Origin of the sequence: Nocardia sp. MH4 (assembly GCF_019266065.1) — a bacterium.
Lineage (GTDB): Bacteria > Actinomycetota > Actinomycetes > Mycobacteriales > Mycobacteriaceae > Nocardia > Nocardia canadensis.
Genome location: NZ_LPNR01000135.1, coordinates 64,616 through 80,130 on the forward strand (window position 1 = coordinate 64,616; position 15,515 = coordinate 80,130).

Sequence of the window (15,515 nt, forward strand, 5' to 3'; positions counted from 1 at the left end):
GGGGGCCGAATTAATTTACTATCTAGTAAATTACAAATCAGTCAATTGAGTGTCAACAGGAGTCGTCGCGATGGTTGGATGGGCCGGGTGAGCACAGCCGGAACCAAGGGTGTCCCGCGCCCCGAGCGTGAGCAGCAGATCCTCGACGCCGCCGTCGCCGAGATCGGGCGAGTCGGCTACGCGGGGCTCTCGCCCGCCGAGGTCGCGCAGCGAGCCGGTGTGTCCAAACCGCTGGTGTACACCTATTTCCAGTCCAAGGACGGGCTCTACATCGCCTGCGTCGAGCGCGCGGCCACCGTCATCTACGACGCGATCGAAACCGCCATCACCGGGGCGAGCGGCCTGACCAAGGCCGAGCGGACCCTCGACGCGCTGTTCGTCGCTCTCGCACCGCGTCCGCACGACTGGACCGTCGTCTTCGACCGCTCGCACCCGCACGAGGGTCCGGCCGCCGACGCCGTGCGCGCGGCCCGTCGGCGGATCGCCGCCCAGGCCGCGCGTGGCGTCGCCGACGCGCTCAGCACGCTCGCCCTCACCGACCCCGACGACCTGTCGGCCTTCACCGATGTCTGGATGGGGTCGGTGACCTCGCTGGTGCTGTGGTGGCTGCGCCACCCCGAGCAGACGGCCGCCGAGATGAGCGCGCGCAGCCACCGCCTGATCGGGGCCCTGGTCAACGCGCCGCGCTGACCGTGGCCGCGTCCTCGGGCAGCAGCTCCGCCAGCAGCGGCGCCCACTCGTAGCGCCGCTCGGGGAAGCAGCGGTCGAGCAGGTCCCGCATGATCGACGGGGCGATCGAGGCACCGGGTGACGCGCCGAGCAGCCCGGCGACGGTGCCGTCGGCGCCGGTCACCAGCTCGGTGCCGAATTCGAGCACACCGCCGCGCTCGCGGTCGGGCTTGATCAGCTGGGCGCGCTGCCCGGCCGGGATCAGTTCCCAGTCGGCCGGGTCGGCGGTCGGATAGAAGCGCTGCAGCTGCTGGAACTTGCGCCGCGGCGAGGCCAGGAGCTCGGTGATCAGGTACCGCACCAGATCCAGATTCCGCAGACCCGCGGCGACCAGCGGCACGATGTTGTGCGGTCGCAGCGTGGTGAACAGGTCGGTCAGTTTTCCGTACCGCAACAGGCGGGTGCTGAAGGTGGCATAGGGGCCGAACAGGAGCGCGGCCGATCCGTCGACCTCGCGGCGGTCCAGGTGCGGAACCGACATCGGCGGGGCGCCGAGCGCGGCCTGGCTGTAGACCTTCGCGCCGTGTTCGGCGACGACTTCGGGATTCGTCGTCCGCAGGAACTGCGCGCCCAGCGGGAACACGCCGTAGCCGCGCACCTCGGGCAGGCCCGCGCGCTGCAGCAGCCGCAGCGCATAGCCGCCCGCGCCGACGAACACGAACCGCGTGCGCACCCGGAAACGCCTGCCGCTGTCGAGGTCCCGGCCGCGCACGGTCCACAGGCCGTCCCTGTCGCGGGTGAGCCCGGTGATCTCGCGGTGCAGCCGGACCGCGTTGCCCGCCGCGGTCATCGTCGACAGCAGCGACCTGGTCAGCGCGCCGAAATCGACATCGGTGCCCGCGGTGTGCCGGGTGGCGGCCATGGCCTCGTCCTCGGCCCGGCCGCGGACCAGCAGCGGCGCCCACTGCGCGATGACGGCGCGGTCCTCGGTGTACTCCATCGTCGCGAAGGCGGGCCGCTCGCGCAGGGTGGCGTAGCGCTGCCGCAGGTAGCTGATGTCGTGGTCGCCGAACACCACGGTGACGTGCGGGGTCGGGGTGGCGAAGGTCGCCGGGTCGAGTTCGCCGCGCTGGGCCAGCGCCGCCCAGAACCGCCGGGTGAGCTGGAACTGCTCGGCGATCCCGGCCGCGCGGTCGCCGTCGCGGGGGTCGGGCATGTAGTTGAGTTCGCAGAGGCCGGAGTGGCCGGTGCCCGCGTTGTTCCAGGGATGGCTGCTCTCGGCGGCGGGCTCGCCGAGCCGTTCGAACAGCGCGATCGACCAATCGGGCGCGAGCGTGCTGAGCAGGGCGCCGAGGGTGGCGGACATGATCCCGCCGCCGATCAGCACCGCGTCGAGAATGTCGTCGCCACCACCGGATGTGGGGCGAGGTGTCGTCTCGGTCATCGTCGAACCTCCCGTGAGCTGTGTACCGCCATCGTCACGCGACCGGGAGTGATCCGTCCAATACAAGATTGGTGCGAATATCATCCGAATATGGATGATTCAGGCGACGGGGGAGCGCAGGCGCTCGCGCCGCTGCTGGCGGCGTTCGACGCGGCGGCCGGGGCGGGGCACATCACCAGGGCGGCCCAGCGACTCGGCGTGCCGCAGTCCTCGGTGAGCCGCCGGATCAAGACGCTCGAGCAGACACTCGGGGTGGCGCTGTTCCAGCCGGTCGGGCGCGGGGTGACCCTCACGCCGCAGGGTCGCGAGCTCTACGAACACACCCGCGGCCTGGTGCGCTCCCTCGACGACGCGGTGCGCCGGGTGCGCGCCGACGCCGACCCCGACAGCGGGCTGGTCCGCTTCGGTTTCCCGCTCACCCTGGGCCCGGTGAGCATTCCGTCGCTGCTGGCCCAGTTCCACACCAGGGCGCCGCGGATCCGGCTGCATCTGGTGCAGGCGCACGGGGAGGCGCTGGCCGAGCAGGTGCGCGCGGGTGGGCTGGACCTGGCGGTGATGATCCCGCCGCCCCCGGATCTGCCGACGGTGCCGCTGGGCAGGCAGCGCATCAGTCTGCACGTGGCGCGCACCCATCCGCTGGCCGGGCGCGCCCGGGTCGATCTCGCCGAGCTGGCCGACGCGGCGTTCATCGCCAACCCGCCCAGCTATCAGCTGCGCGCACTGCTCGACAGCTGGTGCGCCGCAGCCGGTTTCACGCCACGGGTGCTGTTCGAGATCACCGAGTTCGAGACCCTGCGCGAACTGGTCGCGCTCGGGCTCGGCGTCGCCCTGCTGCCCGCGGCCGAGATCGCGCACCCCGATCTGGTGGTCGTGCCGATCGACGGCGAACGCGACCGCGAGATCGGCCTGGTCTCGGGAGACCATGGTCCGACACTCGCGGTCGCGCGGCTGCGGGATTTCCTGATCGCGCACACGGCGCGACTCGGGTGGTAGAGCGGATCAGTCCTGGGCGACACCGGCGTCGACGCCACGAGCGGCGAGCCACGGGTGCGGGTCGATCGGGGCGCCGTAGAGCGAGCCGTCCTGGACGTGCACCTCGTAGTGCAGGTGGGGGCCGGTCGACTGGCCACGGTTGCCGACGGTGGCGATGACGTCACCGGCGTTCACGTGCTGACCGGTCTGGACGAGGATCTCGTTGACGTGACCGTAGACGCCGATGGTGCCGTCGTCCTGCAGGATGCGCACCCACAGCCCGAAGCCGGAGGCGGGCCCGGTCTCGATGACGGTACCGTCGGTGACGGAGAAGACCGGCGCGCCGATCGGGTCACCGAAGTCGATGCCGTTGTGCGCGGCTCCCCAGCGGGCGCCGAAGTAGGAGGTCAGCCTGCCGTTGACCGGGCGAACGGTCTGCGGGCGCGGCGGCGGAGGCGGGGCAAGGATCGGCAGCGGCGGCAGCGCGAGCGCGACGGCCTCGCGGTGCTCTTCCCACGGGATCGGGGCCGACGCGGGGGTCTCGCCCTGCGGGCCCTGGGCCTCGACGGGGGTGTAGGCGGTGAAGCGGTACGGCGACTGGCCCGCGGTGACGCCTTCGCCCGCGCTGGCGGTGATGCTGGTGTCGGAAACCGGGGTCTCGGACTCGCCGAAGGTGGCAGCCGAGGTTCCCACGAGTGCGGACAGCGCCACCGCACCCGCGACAACGCCTCCCCAGCGACCGGCGAGGGCATCGGAGACTCGAGCGGATAACGGGTTGGTCACGAACATGTTTCGAACGTAGCGAAACCGTGATCTCGACAGCGAATGATGTGGCTGCGATCACGATCGGCTATAACGCCAGTTGATCTATAACGACACCATAACGAATGCGGAAATTCCGAGGAGCGACCGGGGCGAATTCCCAGGAGACAAGATCATTGCCGAACCTCCGCTTCCCGGGGACACTGATTCAGTGGACGCTAACGGAGTTCGGGCCATCACCGCGCTGTCCGACCCCACCAGGCGCGTGATCTTCGAGGCGTTGCCCTCGGGTCCGCGGTCGGTGGCCGACCTCGCCGCGACCGCCGGGATCACCAGCTCGGCGGCCTCCCAGCACCTGCGCGTCCTGCGCGAAGCCCATCTGGTGAGCATGCGCCGCGATGGCAACCGGCACCTCTACTCCCTGGACCCGCGCGGCCTCACCGACGCCCGCGACTATCTCGAGCAGTTCTGGCCCAGCGCGCTGGCCGCGCACGCCGCCGCCCTGCGGGAAGCCGCGGCGGCCGGTCAACCGACCCGGCGGTAACGCAACCGGGTCGATTCGGCCCAGTCCTGCTTGTCCAGCTGCGCGTCGACCGCGGCGATCACCTCGGGCACCCCGATCCGCAGCAGCCCCGGGTCGGGCACCCGGCCGTCGGGGTCGCCCACCTGGCCCGCCCACAGCACCGCATGCCTGCCGAGTAGATGCGCGGGCGGCCCACCGCGCCGCGGCGGCGTCGGGCCGAACAGCAGGACCGTGCGGGTGCCGAACGCCGTCGCCAGATGCGCGACGCCGGTGTCGCCGCTGATCACGAGGGCTGCCTCGGCGACCGTGGCGGCCAGGTCGGTGAGGTTCTGCCTGCCCGCCAGCACCCGGTCGTCGGGCAACCCGGCCTGGGCGGCGACCTGGACCGCGATCTCACGTTCGAACGGGTCGCCGGTCAGCACGACGTCGCGACCCAGCACCAGCAGGTGCCGGACCACCGCCGCGAAACGTTCCGGTGGCCAGCGGCGCGCGGGCGCACCGGCGCCGACGTGCACGACGACGCAGTCGCGGCGGCTGATCGACGCCACCGGCGGCACCAGCCCCAGGTTGCGCCGATCGGCCGCGATGCCCTCCGCTTCCAGCAGCAGACACCATCGATCGACGACATGGGCGTCCGGGTCCCAGCGGGGCCCGGCGGGCTTGGGCGAGGCGGGGGAGCGGTGTCCGATGATCCGCGCGGCCCCGGTATCGGCGAGCGCGCGCGCACTCGCGCCGTCGGCGCCGTGCAGGTTCACCGCCAGCTCGGGCGCGGGCCCGTCCCAGATCAACGCGGCCGGATCGGCGGTGGGCACCAGCTCGTCGACCGAGGAGATCAGGTCGACGATCCGCTCCAATCGATGCGGCGCCGCCAGCACGATCTTGCTCCGTGGTTCGGCCCGACGCAGAGCACGCAGAGCCGGGACCGCGGCGAGGACATCACCGAGGCCCCGAGCTTGCAGCACGAGTACAACCGACACCTCCTTGACCTACCCGGGACCTGTGCCGACCAAACGTTCGCGCATGCAACGACGTGGTGGTCGTCACGCGGACGGGTCCGGGCCTCGGTCGGCGCGTGTCGGGTGATCGCGACACGATCACGGCTCCAGCTAATATCGGGAAAACCAGAGCGGCCGGGCATAACATCTCGTCATGACGACAAATACCGTGCTGGAGAGTCCATTTGCGGCTCTTGCCAAGAAAACCTGGCAAACGATTCTGGTCACCGGCCTCCTCGCGGTGGTCCTCGGCATCATCGTGCTCGTGTGGCCCGGTCCGTCGCTGCTCGTGGCGGGCATTCTGTTCGGTATCTACATGGTTGTCAGCGGCGTCTTCCAGTTGATCGCCGCCTTCACCCATCTGCCCAGCACCAGCTTCCGGGTGCTCTCCTTCATCAGCGGTGTGCTGTCGCTGATCATCGGCATCTTCTGCTTCCGCGACGATCTCACCTCGATTTTCCTGCTCGGGCTGTGGATCGGCATCAGCTGGCTGTTCCGCGGTGTCGCGGTGCTGTTCTCCGCCCTGGCGGACGGGAGTGTGCCCGGCCGCGGCTGGCAGATCTTCTACGGCATCATCAGCGCGATCGCCGGTGTCATCCTGATCGTGTGGCCGATCAATTCGCTGGCGACCCTGACCGTGGTGGTCGGCATCTTCCTGATCGTCATCGGCATCATGGAGATCATCACCTCCTTCGGCGTCCGCAAGGACTCGCACCTGCTGGCGCAGCAGGGGCTGTGACGCCACGGGAAAGTTCGTCGGAAACCGGCCGGTGCCTTCGGGCACCGGCCGGTTTCGGGTGAACTACGCTCGGCATTCATGGAATTCGTTTACAACCTGGTGGTTGTCACCCATCTGCTCGGCATGGCCGCCGTGGTCGGCGGCTTCGCGGCCTCCCGCCCGGTGGTCTCGGAGTTGATGGTGTGGGGAGCGCGGGCCCAGCTCCTCACCGGCCTGATCCTGGCCGGCCTCGCCTCGGCTGTCGATTCGCTGGGCAAGGATCCCGATACCACGAAGCTGGCCGTGAAGCTGGCGATCTCGGTCGCCGTCGTCGCGCTCGCCGAGATGGGCCGCGCCGATGCCAAGCGGGGCAAGCAGATCGACTGGATGACCGACGCCGCCGGCGGCCTGGCGATCGTCAACGTCCTCGTCGCCGCCCTCTGGACCTGAGTTCCTCGGACGCGGGAGCGCACGGCCGGCGGCGGTACCGTCGCGGGATGGAGTTTCTGGGCATCCATCACGTCGCGATCATCGCGACCGACTACGACCGCTCGAAGCGCTTCTACACCGAAACGCTCGGTGGGACGGTGCTCGCCGAGAACTACCGGGCCGATCGGGACTCGTGGAAACTCGACGTCGGGCTGCCGGGCGGGTGCCGGATCGAGCTGTTCTCGTTCCCCGATCCGCCCGCGCGCCCGAGCAGGCCCGAGGCGGCGGGGCTGCGACATCTGGCCTTCGTGGTCGCCGATGTGCCCGCCGCGCTCACCGCGCTGCGGGAACGCGGCGTGCGCACCGAGGAACTGCGCACCGACGAGTACACCGGCAAGCACATGGCCTTCTTCTTCGATCCCGACGACCTGCCGCTCGAGCTGTACGAGGCCTAATCGGCCGCGCGGGCCCGTCGCGTCAATTCGACGGTCGCCGAACGCAGTTCGCCGATCTCCGACAGCGGAGCGGCGTAGCCGACCCGGGTGCGGGCGACCCCGCGCGGCGTCTCGACCCGCAGATCGAGGCCGTAGCGGTCGGCGCGCTCGCAGACGGCGGCGGTCGCGTCGGGGAAGCCGCCGAGCCGGGTGGCCATCGCCAGCAGCGCGTCGGCGTGGTCGGTGTTGAGGTGGGCGATGCCGGGGGCGGCCAGCGGCACGATCGGATCCGGTTGCGCCGCCAGGTATTCCTGGGCCGACGCGGAGTCCATCCGGCCGTAGCCGCCGACCCAGCGCACCCGCTGCACGCGCAGCACCCAGAGGGTGAAGTCGCTGTAATCGATGTAGTACTTCGCGGCCGGGATGGCGGCCAGGTGGGCGGCGCGCGCGGCCTCGGCTTCGGCGCCTTCCGGTCGTTCCACCACGCCGGCCAGGGTGATCCGGGTGCCCGCCAGCGGGTCGGCCGGGATGTCCGGGGTGACGATCGCGATGCTGGCGCGCGGGTCGGCGGCGAGGTTGCGGCCGTGTTCGGCCAGCCGCGAGACGCTCAGGACGGGCGCGCCGTCGAGCAGTCCGTAGGTGATGAACGACGCCCACGGCGCGCCGTCGGCGGTGAGACTGGCCAGGGTGCCGGTATTGGTGGCCGCCGCAATGGTTCTGGCTTCCTCGGCCGCCGAGGGGCGGGCGTCGTTGGCCAGGGGAGCGGTCGGCAGCGGAATGGAGGGTGCGTCGCCGGGGTCGCCGTGGTCGAGAGTCATGGCCACAGCGTATCCACCCGCACCGTCCTGCGGGGCGTGCTCGTCAGCCAGCTGTGCAGCGCCTCGTACACCGCGTCGTGGTTGAGCAGGCTGAAGTGGTTGGCCGCGGGCACGTGCAGGCCGTTGACCACGTCGAAGCCGATCCGGCGGGTCCGGCCACGGCCCGAGCCGCTGCCGGTGAGCACCAGGCCGTCGCCGACGACCCGCCCCAGCGGATGCCGCGGGCTGCGGGTGAGCGTCGCGGTGACGAAGTAGTGCTCGACGCCCGCGATCAACGGGACCTCGCGGACCGCCCGCGCCCGCAGCGCGTCGGTGTCGAGATCGCGCCAGTCCTCGTCGACGAGCGAACCCTGCCGCAGGTCGCGGATCCCCGCGCTGCGCCTGCGCAGCAGCTTGCCGAGCGGCCGGGTCTCGGGCAGCAGGTCGAACGCCGCGGCGGCGTAGTGCGCGATCTGTTCCAGCGGGGCGCCCAGATGTGGAGAGCCGAGGCAGACCACCTGCCGGACCGCGCGTACCCAGGCCTCGTCCGCCGCGTCGGCCAGGTGGCAGGCGCCGCGCGCGACCAGCCCGCCCATCGAGTGGCCGATCAGGCAGATCTCGTGCACCGGCAGCGGCCATGCCGCGACCAGCCGGGCCAGGAGTGCGCTGAGCTGGGCGGCGTTCTCGGAGATGTGCAGGCCGGAGTTGTAGCGCACGAGGACCGGGGTGTAGCCGAGGTCCTCCTCGAGCCGGTCGCCGTAGGTGGGGCGGCCGCCGAGCCGCCAAGCGTGCTCGGTCTCCACGAGCCCGTGCAGCTGCACGACCAGTCGGGTGGTCGGCACGGCGACATGGGCGGCCAGCTGTTCGGGCGCGACGGGCGCGCCGTCGACGCGGAAGGTCATGGGGGAGGCCAGGATCGGTGCCTCGTCCTCGAGCGCGTCACCGATCAGACCCTGGAGGGCGGCCAGCACGCCCGCGCCCCAGACGGTCCGTGACGGCGCGGTCACGCCGGGCACCTGGACCGCGCTCGCGACCTCGCCGACCACGAACCCGGTGCCACCGACCACCGCGTATACACCGTCGGTGATCGCGTCGTGCACGACCTTCACCGGATCCGCGGCGGGACCGACCCCGAGCCGCACCGCCGCGAACACGCGGTCGGAGATGGCCCGGTGGATGGCCGCGATGCCGTCCACCGCGCCGACGAATTCGTCGCCCGCCAGGCGCGTGAGTGCCTGTACCTCGGCTTGGGGCTGGGGGAGCTGCTCGGTCACGAGATTGAGAGTACAACTGTGCACTGAAAAATGCCGCAGGTGGGCCCGATTCGGGACGAAGCCCGGCAATCGAGGCCCGCGATACTCACCTGTCACAAATATGATTCCGATACGTTTATATGCGCATCAAACCATGTATCTGGATGAACTGATCACGGAGAAAAGGCAAGGGCGGCGGGGGAGGGGGCCCGCCGCCCTCACGGTGGGCGTCACGGTCGATGCATGATCGCGTACCAGAGCGCGCCCATCGTGCCCAGGACGAACAGCGGTGAGATGACCCAGGTCTCGACCCGGTTGCCGGTCCGCTCGATCAACGGCACCCGGGTCCGCAACGGGAACGGCCACAGCAGGCGGCAGCCGCGATCGGTGAGGCAGTCGCCGAGCAGATGCGCCAGGCAGCCGAGGCCGACGCAGATCGGCAGCCACGCCGGCCGGTCGACGATCCAGTGATCCACCGCGAACGTGCCCGCCGTCGCCAGCACGATCACCGTGCCGTAGGTGCGCAGGCTCTTTCCCGGCGGACACAGGTGCAGCGACCGCACCGCCAGCGCGAGCAGGAAGAACACCAGGCCCAGAGTGAACGGCCGGCCGAGATAATGCTCGCCCGCCCACGTGGCGCCCACCGCGACGACGACGAACAGCAGGGAGTGGGTACCGTGTCGGTGCCCACCGGAGAGCCAGGAGATCAAGCGGCACAGGTGATGTGACAGCGGGCCCAGCACGTGTGAGATGGTTCCGCTCGGATGATCCGCGTCCGGCAGCAAGGCGGCACCCGCGGTCAGCAGTGTGCCCATGATCAGTTCGGCGATCCCGAATCGTGTTGTATCGCTGTCGAACAGGGGGAAAGCGGCGACCGTGAGCGGGAGCGCCGCGGCGGTTCCCGCCCAGGCCAGCGCGCCGCTGGTCGCGTGTGAATGTCCAAGCACCCCGCAACGTTAGTCGACCTCACTATCTCGACGCATATGCCGAGGACGGCGGGAATGCGGGGTGCGCCAGGATGGTTGGCGCAAGGGACCGCAGGGACGAAAGGACGACGATGAGCGCATTCAACGACCAGGTGATCGCCGAATTCCGGGCCAACGGCGGCCGGGTCGGCGGCATGTTCGAAGGCCGCGACAACATGGTGATCATCACCACGACCGGCGCGAAGTCGGGGCGCGCGATCACCAACCCGCTGGTGTTCCTGCCCGACGGCGACCGGATCGTGCTGATCGCCTCCAACGGCGGCGCCGACAAGCACCCCGCGTGGTACTACAACCTGGTCGCGAACCCGGAGCTGAGCGTCGAGCTGCCGACCGAGACCTTCACGGGCAAAGCCGAACTCGTCGACGACCCGGAACGCACCGCGCTGTTCGACCGGATGGTCGAGATCATGCCGGGCTTCGCGGAGTACCGCGAGAAGACCAGCCGCGAGATCCCCGTGTTCGCGGTGTCGCGGGTGAGTTAGGCGCGGGCTCGAGCCGAATCCTTGCCGGGGCGGGTGAGCTGCTGGTTTCATCGCCTCCGTGACCGAAACCACCGACGCGCCCCGTATCGTGCACGCCTCCCGCGAGATCGCGGCGAGCGCCGCCGCCCTCTTCGAACTGATCGCCGACCCCGCCCAGCAGCCGCGCTGGGACGGCAACGACAATCTCGCCGAAGCGGCGGCGGGCCAGCGGGTCACCGCCGTCGGTGACGTGTTCACCACGACGCTGACCAACGGCGCCGACCGCGACAACCACATCGTCGAGTTCGAGGAGGGCCGCCGCATCGCGTGGAATCCGTCCGAGCGCGGCAAGACCCCGCCCGGGCACCTGTGGCGCTGGGAGCTGGAGCCGATCGACGACGCCACCACCCGGGTGACCCATACCTACGACTGGACCGAGCTGCACGACGAGCTGCGTCAGGTCAGGGCCGCGGCCACCACCCCGGACAAGCTGCGGGCCTCGGTGGACCGGCTGGCCGAGGTCGCCGAGTCGGCCTGATCGCCCCCACCCCGACAACGAAACACCCCGCGACCCGAGCGAGTCGCGGGGTGTTTTGCGGAGCGGTCAGGCCAGGTCGAACCGATCCAGGTTGCTCACCTTGGTCCACGCGGCGACGAAGTCGCGCACGAACTTCTCCTTCGCGTCGTCGGTCGCGTAGACCTCGGCCAGCGCGCGCAGCTGCGAGTTCGCGCCGAATACCAGGTCGACGCGGCTACCGGTCCAGGTGACCGCGCCGGTCGCGGTGTCCTTGCCCTCGTAGACGTTGTCGTCCGACGCCGACGGCGTCCACTCGGTGCCCATGTCCAGCAGGTTGACGAAGTAGTCGTTCGTCAGCGCGCCGGGCGTCGTGGTGAGCACGCCGACCGGCGACTGCTGGTAGTTCACGCCGATCACGCGCAGACCACCGATCAGCACCGTCATCTCCGGCGCGCTCAGGGTGAGCAGGTTGGCCTTGTCGACGAGCAGGTACTCGGCCGGGATGCGGGCGTCCTTGGCCAGGTAGTTGCGGAAGCCGTCGGCCTGGGGCTCGAGCGCCGAGAAGGACTCGACGTCGGTCTGCTCCTGGGTGGCGTCGGTGCGTCCCGGTGTGAACGGCACCGTCACCGCGTGACCGCCGGCCTGGGCGGCCTGTTCGACACCGACCGCGCCGCCGAGCACGACCAGATCGGCGAACGACACCTGGGCGCCGCCCGCGGCGTTGAACGACTCCTGGATGCCTTCGAGGGTGCGCACCACCTGCGCGAGCTCGTCGGGCTGGTTGACCTCCCAGCCCGCCTGGGGCTGCAGTCGCAGGCGACCACCGTTGGCGCCGCCGCGCTTGTCGCTGCCACGGAACGACGAGGCCGCCGCCCAGGCCGTCGACACCAGCTGCGCGACCGTCAGCCCCGAGGCCTGGATGTGGCTCTTGAGGGTGGCGATCTCGGTGTCACCGATCAGCGGGCCGGTATGCGCGGGGACCGGGTCCTGCCACAGCAGTTCCTCGGCCGGGACCAGCGGGCCGAGATAGCGCACGACCGGACCCATGTCGCGGTGGGTGAGCTTGTACCAGGCGCGCGCGAACGCGTCGGTGAGTTCGGCCGGGTTCGCCAGCCAGCGCCGGGTGATCTGCTCGTAGATCGGGTCGAAACGCAGCGACAGGTCGGTGGTCAGCATGACCGGGGTGCGCTTCTTGGTGGCATCGAACGGATCGGGCACCGTGTCAGCGCCCGCGCCGTCCTTCGGGATCCACTGGTGGGCACCCGCCGGGCTCTTGCTGAGCTCCCACTCGTAGCCGTAGAGGGTCTCCAGGAAGTTGTTGTCCCAGGTGATCGGCGTGCTGTTCCAGATGCCTTCCAGGCCACTGGTGATCGCGTCGGCGCCCGCTCCGGTGCCGAAGCTGCTCTTCCAGCCCAGCCCCTGCTGCTCGAGCGGCGCGGCCTCGGGCTCGGGGCCGACGAGGTCGGCGGGTCCGGCGCCGTGGGTCTTGCCGAAGGTGTGCCCGCCCACGATCAGCGCGGCGGTCTCCTCGTCGTTCATCGCCATCCGGGCGAAGGTCTCGCGGATGTCGATCGCGGCCTTGACCGGATCCGGATTGCCGTTGGGGCCTTCCGGATTCACGTAGATCAGGCCCATCTGGACCGCGGCGAGCGGACGCTCGAGGTTGCGCTCGCCGGTGTAGCGCTCGTCGCCGAGCCAGGTGCTCTCCGGACCCCAGTACACGTCCTCCTCCGGCTCCCACGCGTCGACGCGACCGCCGCCGAAACCGAAGGTGGGGAAGCCCATCGACTCGAGCGCGACATTGCCGGCGTAGACGATGAGGTCGGCCCAGGACAGCTTCTTGCCGTACTTCTTCTTGACCGGCCACAGCAGCCGCCGGGCCTTGTCCAGGCTGGCGTTGTCGGGCCAGCTGTTGAGCGGGGCGAAGCGCTGCATGCCCGAGCCGGCGCCGCCGCGGCCGTCGCCGACCCGGTAGGTGCCGGCCGAATGCCACGCCATCCGGATGAAGAACGGGCCGTAGTGGCCGAAGTCGGCGGGCCACCAGGGCTGGGAGGTCGTCATGACCTGCTCGATGTCCTGCTTCACCGCGGCCAGATCGAGGGTCGAGAACTCGGCCGCGTAGTCGAAGTCGGCGTCCATCGGGTTCGCCACCGGCGGATTCTTCTGCAGGATCGTGAGATTGAGCTGATGCGGCCACCAGTCACGGTTGCTGCCACGGGCGTCGGCGGAGGCGAACGGGCGCGCCGACGTCACGGGGCAGCCATTGTCACCGGGTTCCGTATTGGCTTCCGCGATAGGTGGATGTTCCTCGGGCACGGTGAATCCTTTCAGGAGAGTGATGGTGAAGTCGTGCAGTCGGGGCAGCGGCCCCAGTAGATGACTTCGGCTTCGTCGACGACGAAACCGGTGTCAGCGGCAGCGGTCAGACACGGCGCATCGCCGACTGCGCAGTCGACATCGACAATCACGCCACAGGATCGGCAGACGAGGTGATGATGGTTGTCGCCGACGCGGGTCTCGTACCGGGCGACGGTGCCCATGGGCTGGATTCGCCGCAGCAGGCCCGCGGTGGTGAGGACGCGCAGGACGTCGTACACCGCCTGGTGGCTCACCGCGCCGAGGGTGTCCCTGACCCGGCTCAGGATGGTGTCGGTATCGGCGTGCGGATGCTGGTGCACGGTGGTGAGCACCGCCAGACGCGGCGCCGTGACGCGCAGCGACGCCGCGCGGAGCATGCGCTCGAAGTCCGATGTGGTGGACACATTCCAGATTATTACTCGTTCCAGATGGCAGCGGAAGCGTTTCCGGCCAAGTGGCCTGGACCACATCGTGGTGGTTCCGGTCGGCGGCGCGGGGGCCGTAGCAGCGGTGACGGGAACAGGAACCGGGGCCGCCCCCCGGTCCACCCTGGTGCTAGGTGGTCACCGGGGTGCGGGTGGCGCGTTCGATGAGGTACTCGACCAGATGGGTGAGTACCGCCTTGGCCGAGGGCCGGTCGCGGGCGTCGCAGAGCACCACGGGAGTGTTCGGGTCGAGGTCGAGCGCGTCGCGCACCTCGTCGACGGTGTAGCGCGGCGCGCCCTCGAAGCAGTTCACCGCGATCAGGAACGGCAGCCCGCGCCGCTCGAAGAAGTCCACCGCCGCGAACGAATTGCTCAGCCTGCGGGTGTCGGCCAGCACGATCGCGCCGAGCGCGCCGCGGCACAGCTCGTCCCAGAGGAACCAGAACCGGTCCTGGCCCGGGGTGCCGAACAGGTACAGCACGAGGTCGCGGTCGATGGTGATGCGGCCGAAGTCCAGCGCGACCGTGGTCGTCGACTTCTGTTCCACCCCCGACAGGTCGTCGACGCCGGTGCTGACCTCGGTGATCAGCTCCTCGGTGCGCAACGGCGCGATCTCGCTGATCGAGGAGACCATGGTGGTCTTGCCGACGCCGAAGCCGCCGGCGATGAGGATCTTCACCGAGGCGGCCAGATGCTGCCCGCCCGGTGCCGTGGGGTCAAAGTTTTCGGATGCCATCCAGAACCGCTCGCAATACGTTGAGGTCTCCGGCGCCGGCCTCGGCCGTCGCAGGAGCCCGGAAGATGAGGTGGCCCTCGCCGATGAGATCACCGACGAGGATCTTGGTCACCGCCAGAGGAAGTTTCAGCACGGCCGAGACCTCGGCCACCGACTGCGCGCGCTTGCACAACTGTGCGATCGTCGCGTATTCGGGTTCCGGTCGCCGCAGGGTGGGGGCGGGGTGTACGGCCACCACCACCGTGAGCATGTCCAGGTCGTGCGCCGCACCCATGGTGCGGCCGCGGGTCACCGCGTACGGGCGGACCAGGGGTCCGGCCGCGTCGTCGAACCACGGATCGCCGAGTCGAGTCATGGTGCTGCTTCCTATAGCTCCGCCAGTCCGTGCCGCGGCTCGGTCGACAGGTAACTGCCGACCCGCTGCACGGTGAGGTTCATTTCATAGGCGACCATGCCGAGGTTCGCCGACTCGTTGGCCTGCAGCGCCAGGCACGCGTTGTCGCCCGCCGAGGTGACGAACAGGACGGCGCGGTCGAGCTCGATCACCGCTTGCCGCACACCACCGCCGTCGAATCGGCTGCCCGCGCTGCGCGCGAGTCCGTAGAGGGTCGACGACATGGCGGCGAAGTGTTCGGCATCCTCGCGGTTCATCTGCGAGGAGCGTCCGAGCAGCAGCCCGTCGGTGGACAGCACGACCGCGTAGCGGACCCCCGCCAGCCGGTCGACGAGATCGTCGAGCAACCAGTTGAGATCACCGGGGTGGGAAGAGTTCACCTCAGCCTTCCTGTTCATCCTGATTCGATGTGGACAGTGGTTTGCGGCCCTGCCGGGTGCCGTTCTCGATCGCGGACATGATGTCGCGCGCCTGTTCGGCCGAGCGCGGCCGCTCCGGCGTACGCGGCGGCTCGGCGGCAGCCGGCTCCTCGGTGAGTTCGGGCGCCAGGTTGGTCTGGCGCTGACGCCGCGGCAGGGCCGGGCGCTCGTCGGAGCCGTGGGCCGGTACCTCGGGCAGTTCGGGCGCGGGCGCCACCGGGCG

General features: G+C 70.0%; 19 protein-coding genes and 1 pseudogene. 8 read left to right on the forward strand and 12 right to left on the reverse strand.

Going from position 1 to position 15,515, the window contains the following annotated elements; all coding sequences use genetic code 11:
- Positions 1-78: 78 nt before the first annotated feature.
- Complete coding sequence (locus tag ATM97_RS34020) at positions 79-690, forward strand: TetR/AcrR family transcriptional regulator (protein ID WP_255588819.1); 612 nt, start codon at positions 79-81, stop codon at positions 688-690.
- Here the strand turns inward: ATM97_RS34020 and mqo are convergent.
- Entirely contained in the window at positions 674-2,113 is a 1,440-nt protein-coding gene (gene mqo / locus ATM97_RS34025) for a malate dehydrogenase (quinone) (RefSeq protein WP_218722335.1), read from the reverse strand. The two genes, ATM97_RS34020 and mqo, sit on opposite strands and share 17 nt — an antisense overlap.
- A gap of 90 nt (positions 2,114-2,203) precedes the next feature.
- Here mqo and ATM97_RS34030 point away from each other — a divergent pair, with 90 nt between their 5' ends.
- Positions 2,204-3,106, forward strand: coding sequence for a LysR family transcriptional regulator (locus ATM97_RS34030; RefSeq protein ID WP_218722336.1), 903 nt, complete (start codon positions 2,204-2,206; stop codon positions 3,104-3,106).
- A gap of 6 nt (positions 3,107-3,112) precedes the next feature.
- On the opposite strand, the gene ATM97_RS34035 is transcribed toward ATM97_RS34030, so the two are convergent.
- The gene (locus ATM97_RS34035; RefSeq protein WP_218722337.1) at positions 3,113-3,874 is read right to left on the reverse strand and encodes a M23 family metallopeptidase; all 762 of its coding nucleotides are present in this window, start codon (positions 3,872-3,874) and stop codon (positions 3,113-3,115) included.
- Between the two features lie 184 nt (positions 3,875-4,058).
- Between ATM97_RS34035 and ATM97_RS34040 the strand changes: the two genes are divergently transcribed.
- Complete coding sequence (locus ATM97_RS34040) at positions 4,059-4,391, forward strand: helix-turn-helix transcriptional regulator (protein ID WP_218722338.1); 333 nt, start codon at positions 4,059-4,061, stop codon at positions 4,389-4,391.
- Here the strand turns inward: ATM97_RS34040 and ATM97_RS34045 are convergent.
- The gene (locus ATM97_RS34045; protein WP_218722339.1) at positions 4,373-5,347 is read right to left on the reverse strand and encodes a glycosyltransferase family 9 protein; all 975 of its coding nucleotides are present in this window, start codon (positions 5,345-5,347) and stop codon (positions 4,373-4,375) included. The two genes, ATM97_RS34040 and ATM97_RS34045, sit on opposite strands and share 19 nt — an antisense overlap.
- 172 nt (positions 5,348-5,519) lie before the next feature.
- Between ATM97_RS34045 and ATM97_RS34050 the strand changes: the two genes are divergently transcribed.
- The 3 genes from ATM97_RS34050 to ATM97_RS34060 all read left to right on the forward strand — a co-directional run bounded on the left by ATM97_RS34050 (position 5,520) and on the right by ATM97_RS34060 (position 6,967).
- Positions 5,520-6,104, forward strand: coding sequence for an HdeD family acid-resistance protein (locus tag ATM97_RS34050; protein ID WP_218722340.1), 585 nt, complete (start codon positions 5,520-5,522; stop codon positions 6,102-6,104).
- A 78-nt stretch (positions 6,105-6,182) separates the two neighbouring features.
- Entirely contained in the window at positions 6,183-6,533 is a 351-nt protein-coding gene (locus ATM97_RS34055; RefSeq protein ID WP_218722341.1) for a hypothetical protein, read from the forward strand.
- A 47-nt stretch (positions 6,534-6,580) separates the two neighbouring features.
- A complete protein-coding gene (locus tag ATM97_RS34060) occupies positions 6,581-6,967 on the forward strand; it encodes a VOC family protein (RefSeq protein ID WP_218722342.1) in 387 nt (128 codons plus the stop codon).
- Here the strand turns inward: ATM97_RS34060 and ATM97_RS34065 are convergent.
- The 3 genes from ATM97_RS34065 to ATM97_RS34960 all read right to left on the reverse strand — a co-directional run bounded on the left by ATM97_RS34065 (position 6,964) and on the right by ATM97_RS34960 (position 9,943).
- A complete protein-coding gene (locus tag ATM97_RS34065; protein WP_218722343.1) occupies positions 6,964-7,764 on the reverse strand; it encodes a HugZ family protein in 801 nt (266 codons plus the stop codon). The genes ATM97_RS34060 and ATM97_RS34065 overlap by 4 nt on opposite strands.
- Entirely contained in the window at positions 7,761-9,017 is a 1,257-nt protein-coding gene (locus ATM97_RS34070; protein ID WP_218722344.1) for an alpha/beta fold hydrolase, read from the reverse strand. The genes ATM97_RS34065 and ATM97_RS34070 overlap by 4 nt, the downstream gene beginning before the upstream one ends.
- 209 nt (positions 9,018-9,226) lie before the next feature.
- The gene (locus ATM97_RS34960) at positions 9,227-9,943 is read right to left on the reverse strand and encodes a metal-dependent hydrolase (protein WP_218722345.1); all 717 of its coding nucleotides are present in this window, start codon (positions 9,941-9,943) and stop codon (positions 9,227-9,229) included.
- Between the two features lie 110 nt (positions 9,944-10,053).
- Here ATM97_RS34960 and ATM97_RS34080 point away from each other — a divergent pair, with 110 nt between their 5' ends.
- Both ATM97_RS34080 and ATM97_RS34085 read left to right on the forward strand, forming a co-directional pair.
- Complete coding sequence (locus tag ATM97_RS34080; protein WP_218722346.1) at positions 10,054-10,464, forward strand: nitroreductase family deazaflavin-dependent oxidoreductase; 411 nt, start codon at positions 10,054-10,056, stop codon at positions 10,462-10,464.
- A gap of 58 nt (positions 10,465-10,522) precedes the next feature.
- On the forward strand, positions 10,523-10,981 hold the full coding sequence (locus ATM97_RS34085) for an SRPBCC family protein (protein ID WP_218722347.1): 459 nt from the start codon (positions 10,523-10,525) through the stop codon (positions 10,979-10,981).
- Positions 10,982-11,047: 66 nt separating this feature from the next.
- Here ATM97_RS34085 and katG read toward each other — a convergent pair whose 3' ends face one another.
- From katG to ATM97_RS34115, 6 genes and pseudogenes are all read right to left on the reverse strand, one after another.
- On the reverse strand, positions 11,048-13,276 hold the full coding sequence (gene katG / locus ATM97_RS34090) for a catalase/peroxidase HPI (RefSeq protein ID WP_218722348.1): 2,229 nt from the start codon (positions 13,274-13,276) through the stop codon (positions 11,048-11,050).
- Between the two features lie 11 nt (positions 13,277-13,287).
- Positions 13,288-13,722: a Fur family transcriptional regulator gene (locus tag ATM97_RS34095; RefSeq protein ID WP_218722349.1), complete on the reverse strand. Its 435-nt coding sequence runs from the start codon at positions 13,720-13,722 to the stop codon at positions 13,288-13,290.
- A 151-nt stretch (positions 13,723-13,873) separates the two neighbouring features.
- Positions 13,874-14,479, reverse strand: coding sequence for an ATP/GTP-binding protein (locus ATM97_RS34100; RefSeq protein WP_218722350.1), 606 nt, complete (start codon positions 14,477-14,479; stop codon positions 13,874-13,876).
- Positions 14,460-14,834: a DUF742 domain-containing protein gene (locus tag ATM97_RS34105; protein ID WP_218722351.1), complete on the reverse strand. Its 375-nt coding sequence runs from the start codon at positions 14,832-14,834 to the stop codon at positions 14,460-14,462. The genes ATM97_RS34100 and ATM97_RS34105 overlap by 20 nt, the downstream gene beginning before the upstream one ends.
- A gap of 11 nt (positions 14,835-14,845) precedes the next feature.
- Entirely contained in the window at positions 14,846-15,253 is a 408-nt protein-coding gene (locus tag ATM97_RS34110) for a roadblock/LC7 domain-containing protein (protein ID WP_218722352.1), read from the reverse strand.
- 1 nt (position 15,254) lies between these two features.
- A pseudogene (locus ATM97_RS34115) lies at positions 15,255-15,515 on the reverse strand (histidine kinase); the annotation flags it as partial.

What these genes read in the sequence shown, in the direction of transcription:
- ATM97_RS34105 (WP_218722351.1), bottom strand. Translation starts at nt 14,834, where the DNA reads ATGACTCGACTCGGCGATCCGTGGTTCGACGACGCGGCCGGACCCCTG.
- ATM97_RS34020 (WP_255588819.1), top strand. Translation starts at nt 79, where the DNA reads ATGGGCCGGGTGAGCACAGCCGGAACCAAGGGTGTCCCGCGCCCCGAG.
- ATM97_RS34060 (WP_218722342.1), top strand. Translation starts at nt 6,581, where the DNA reads ATGGAGTTTCTGGGCATCCATCACGTCGCGATCATCGCGACCGACTAC.
- ATM97_RS34030 (WP_218722336.1), top strand. Translation starts at nt 2,204, where the DNA reads ATGGATGATTCAGGCGACGGGGGAGCGCAGGCGCTCGCGCCGCTGCTG.
- ATM97_RS34080 (WP_218722346.1), top strand. Translation starts at nt 10,054, where the DNA reads ATGAGCGCATTCAACGACCAGGTGATCGCCGAATTCCGGGCCAACGGC.
- ATM97_RS34065 (WP_218722343.1), bottom strand. Translation starts at nt 7,764, where the DNA reads ATGACTCTCGACCACGGCGACCCCGGCGACGCACCCTCCATTCCGCTG.
- ATM97_RS34035 (WP_218722337.1), bottom strand. Translation starts at nt 3,874, where the DNA reads ATGTTCGTGACCAACCCGTTATCCGCTCGAGTCTCCGATGCCCTCGCC.
- ATM97_RS34100 (WP_218722350.1), bottom strand. Translation starts at nt 14,479, where the DNA reads ATGGCATCCGAAAACTTTGACCCCACGGCACCGGGCGGGCAGCATCTG.
- ATM97_RS34050 (WP_218722340.1), top strand. Translation starts at nt 5,520, where the DNA reads ATGACGACAAATACCGTGCTGGAGAGTCCATTTGCGGCTCTTGCCAAG.
- mqo (WP_218722335.1), bottom strand. Translation starts at nt 2,113, where the DNA reads ATGACCGAGACGACACCTCGCCCCACATCCGGTGGTGGCGACGACATT.
- ATM97_RS34055 (WP_218722341.1), top strand. Translation starts at nt 6,183, where the DNA reads ATGGAATTCGTTTACAACCTGGTGGTTGTCACCCATCTGCTCGGCATG.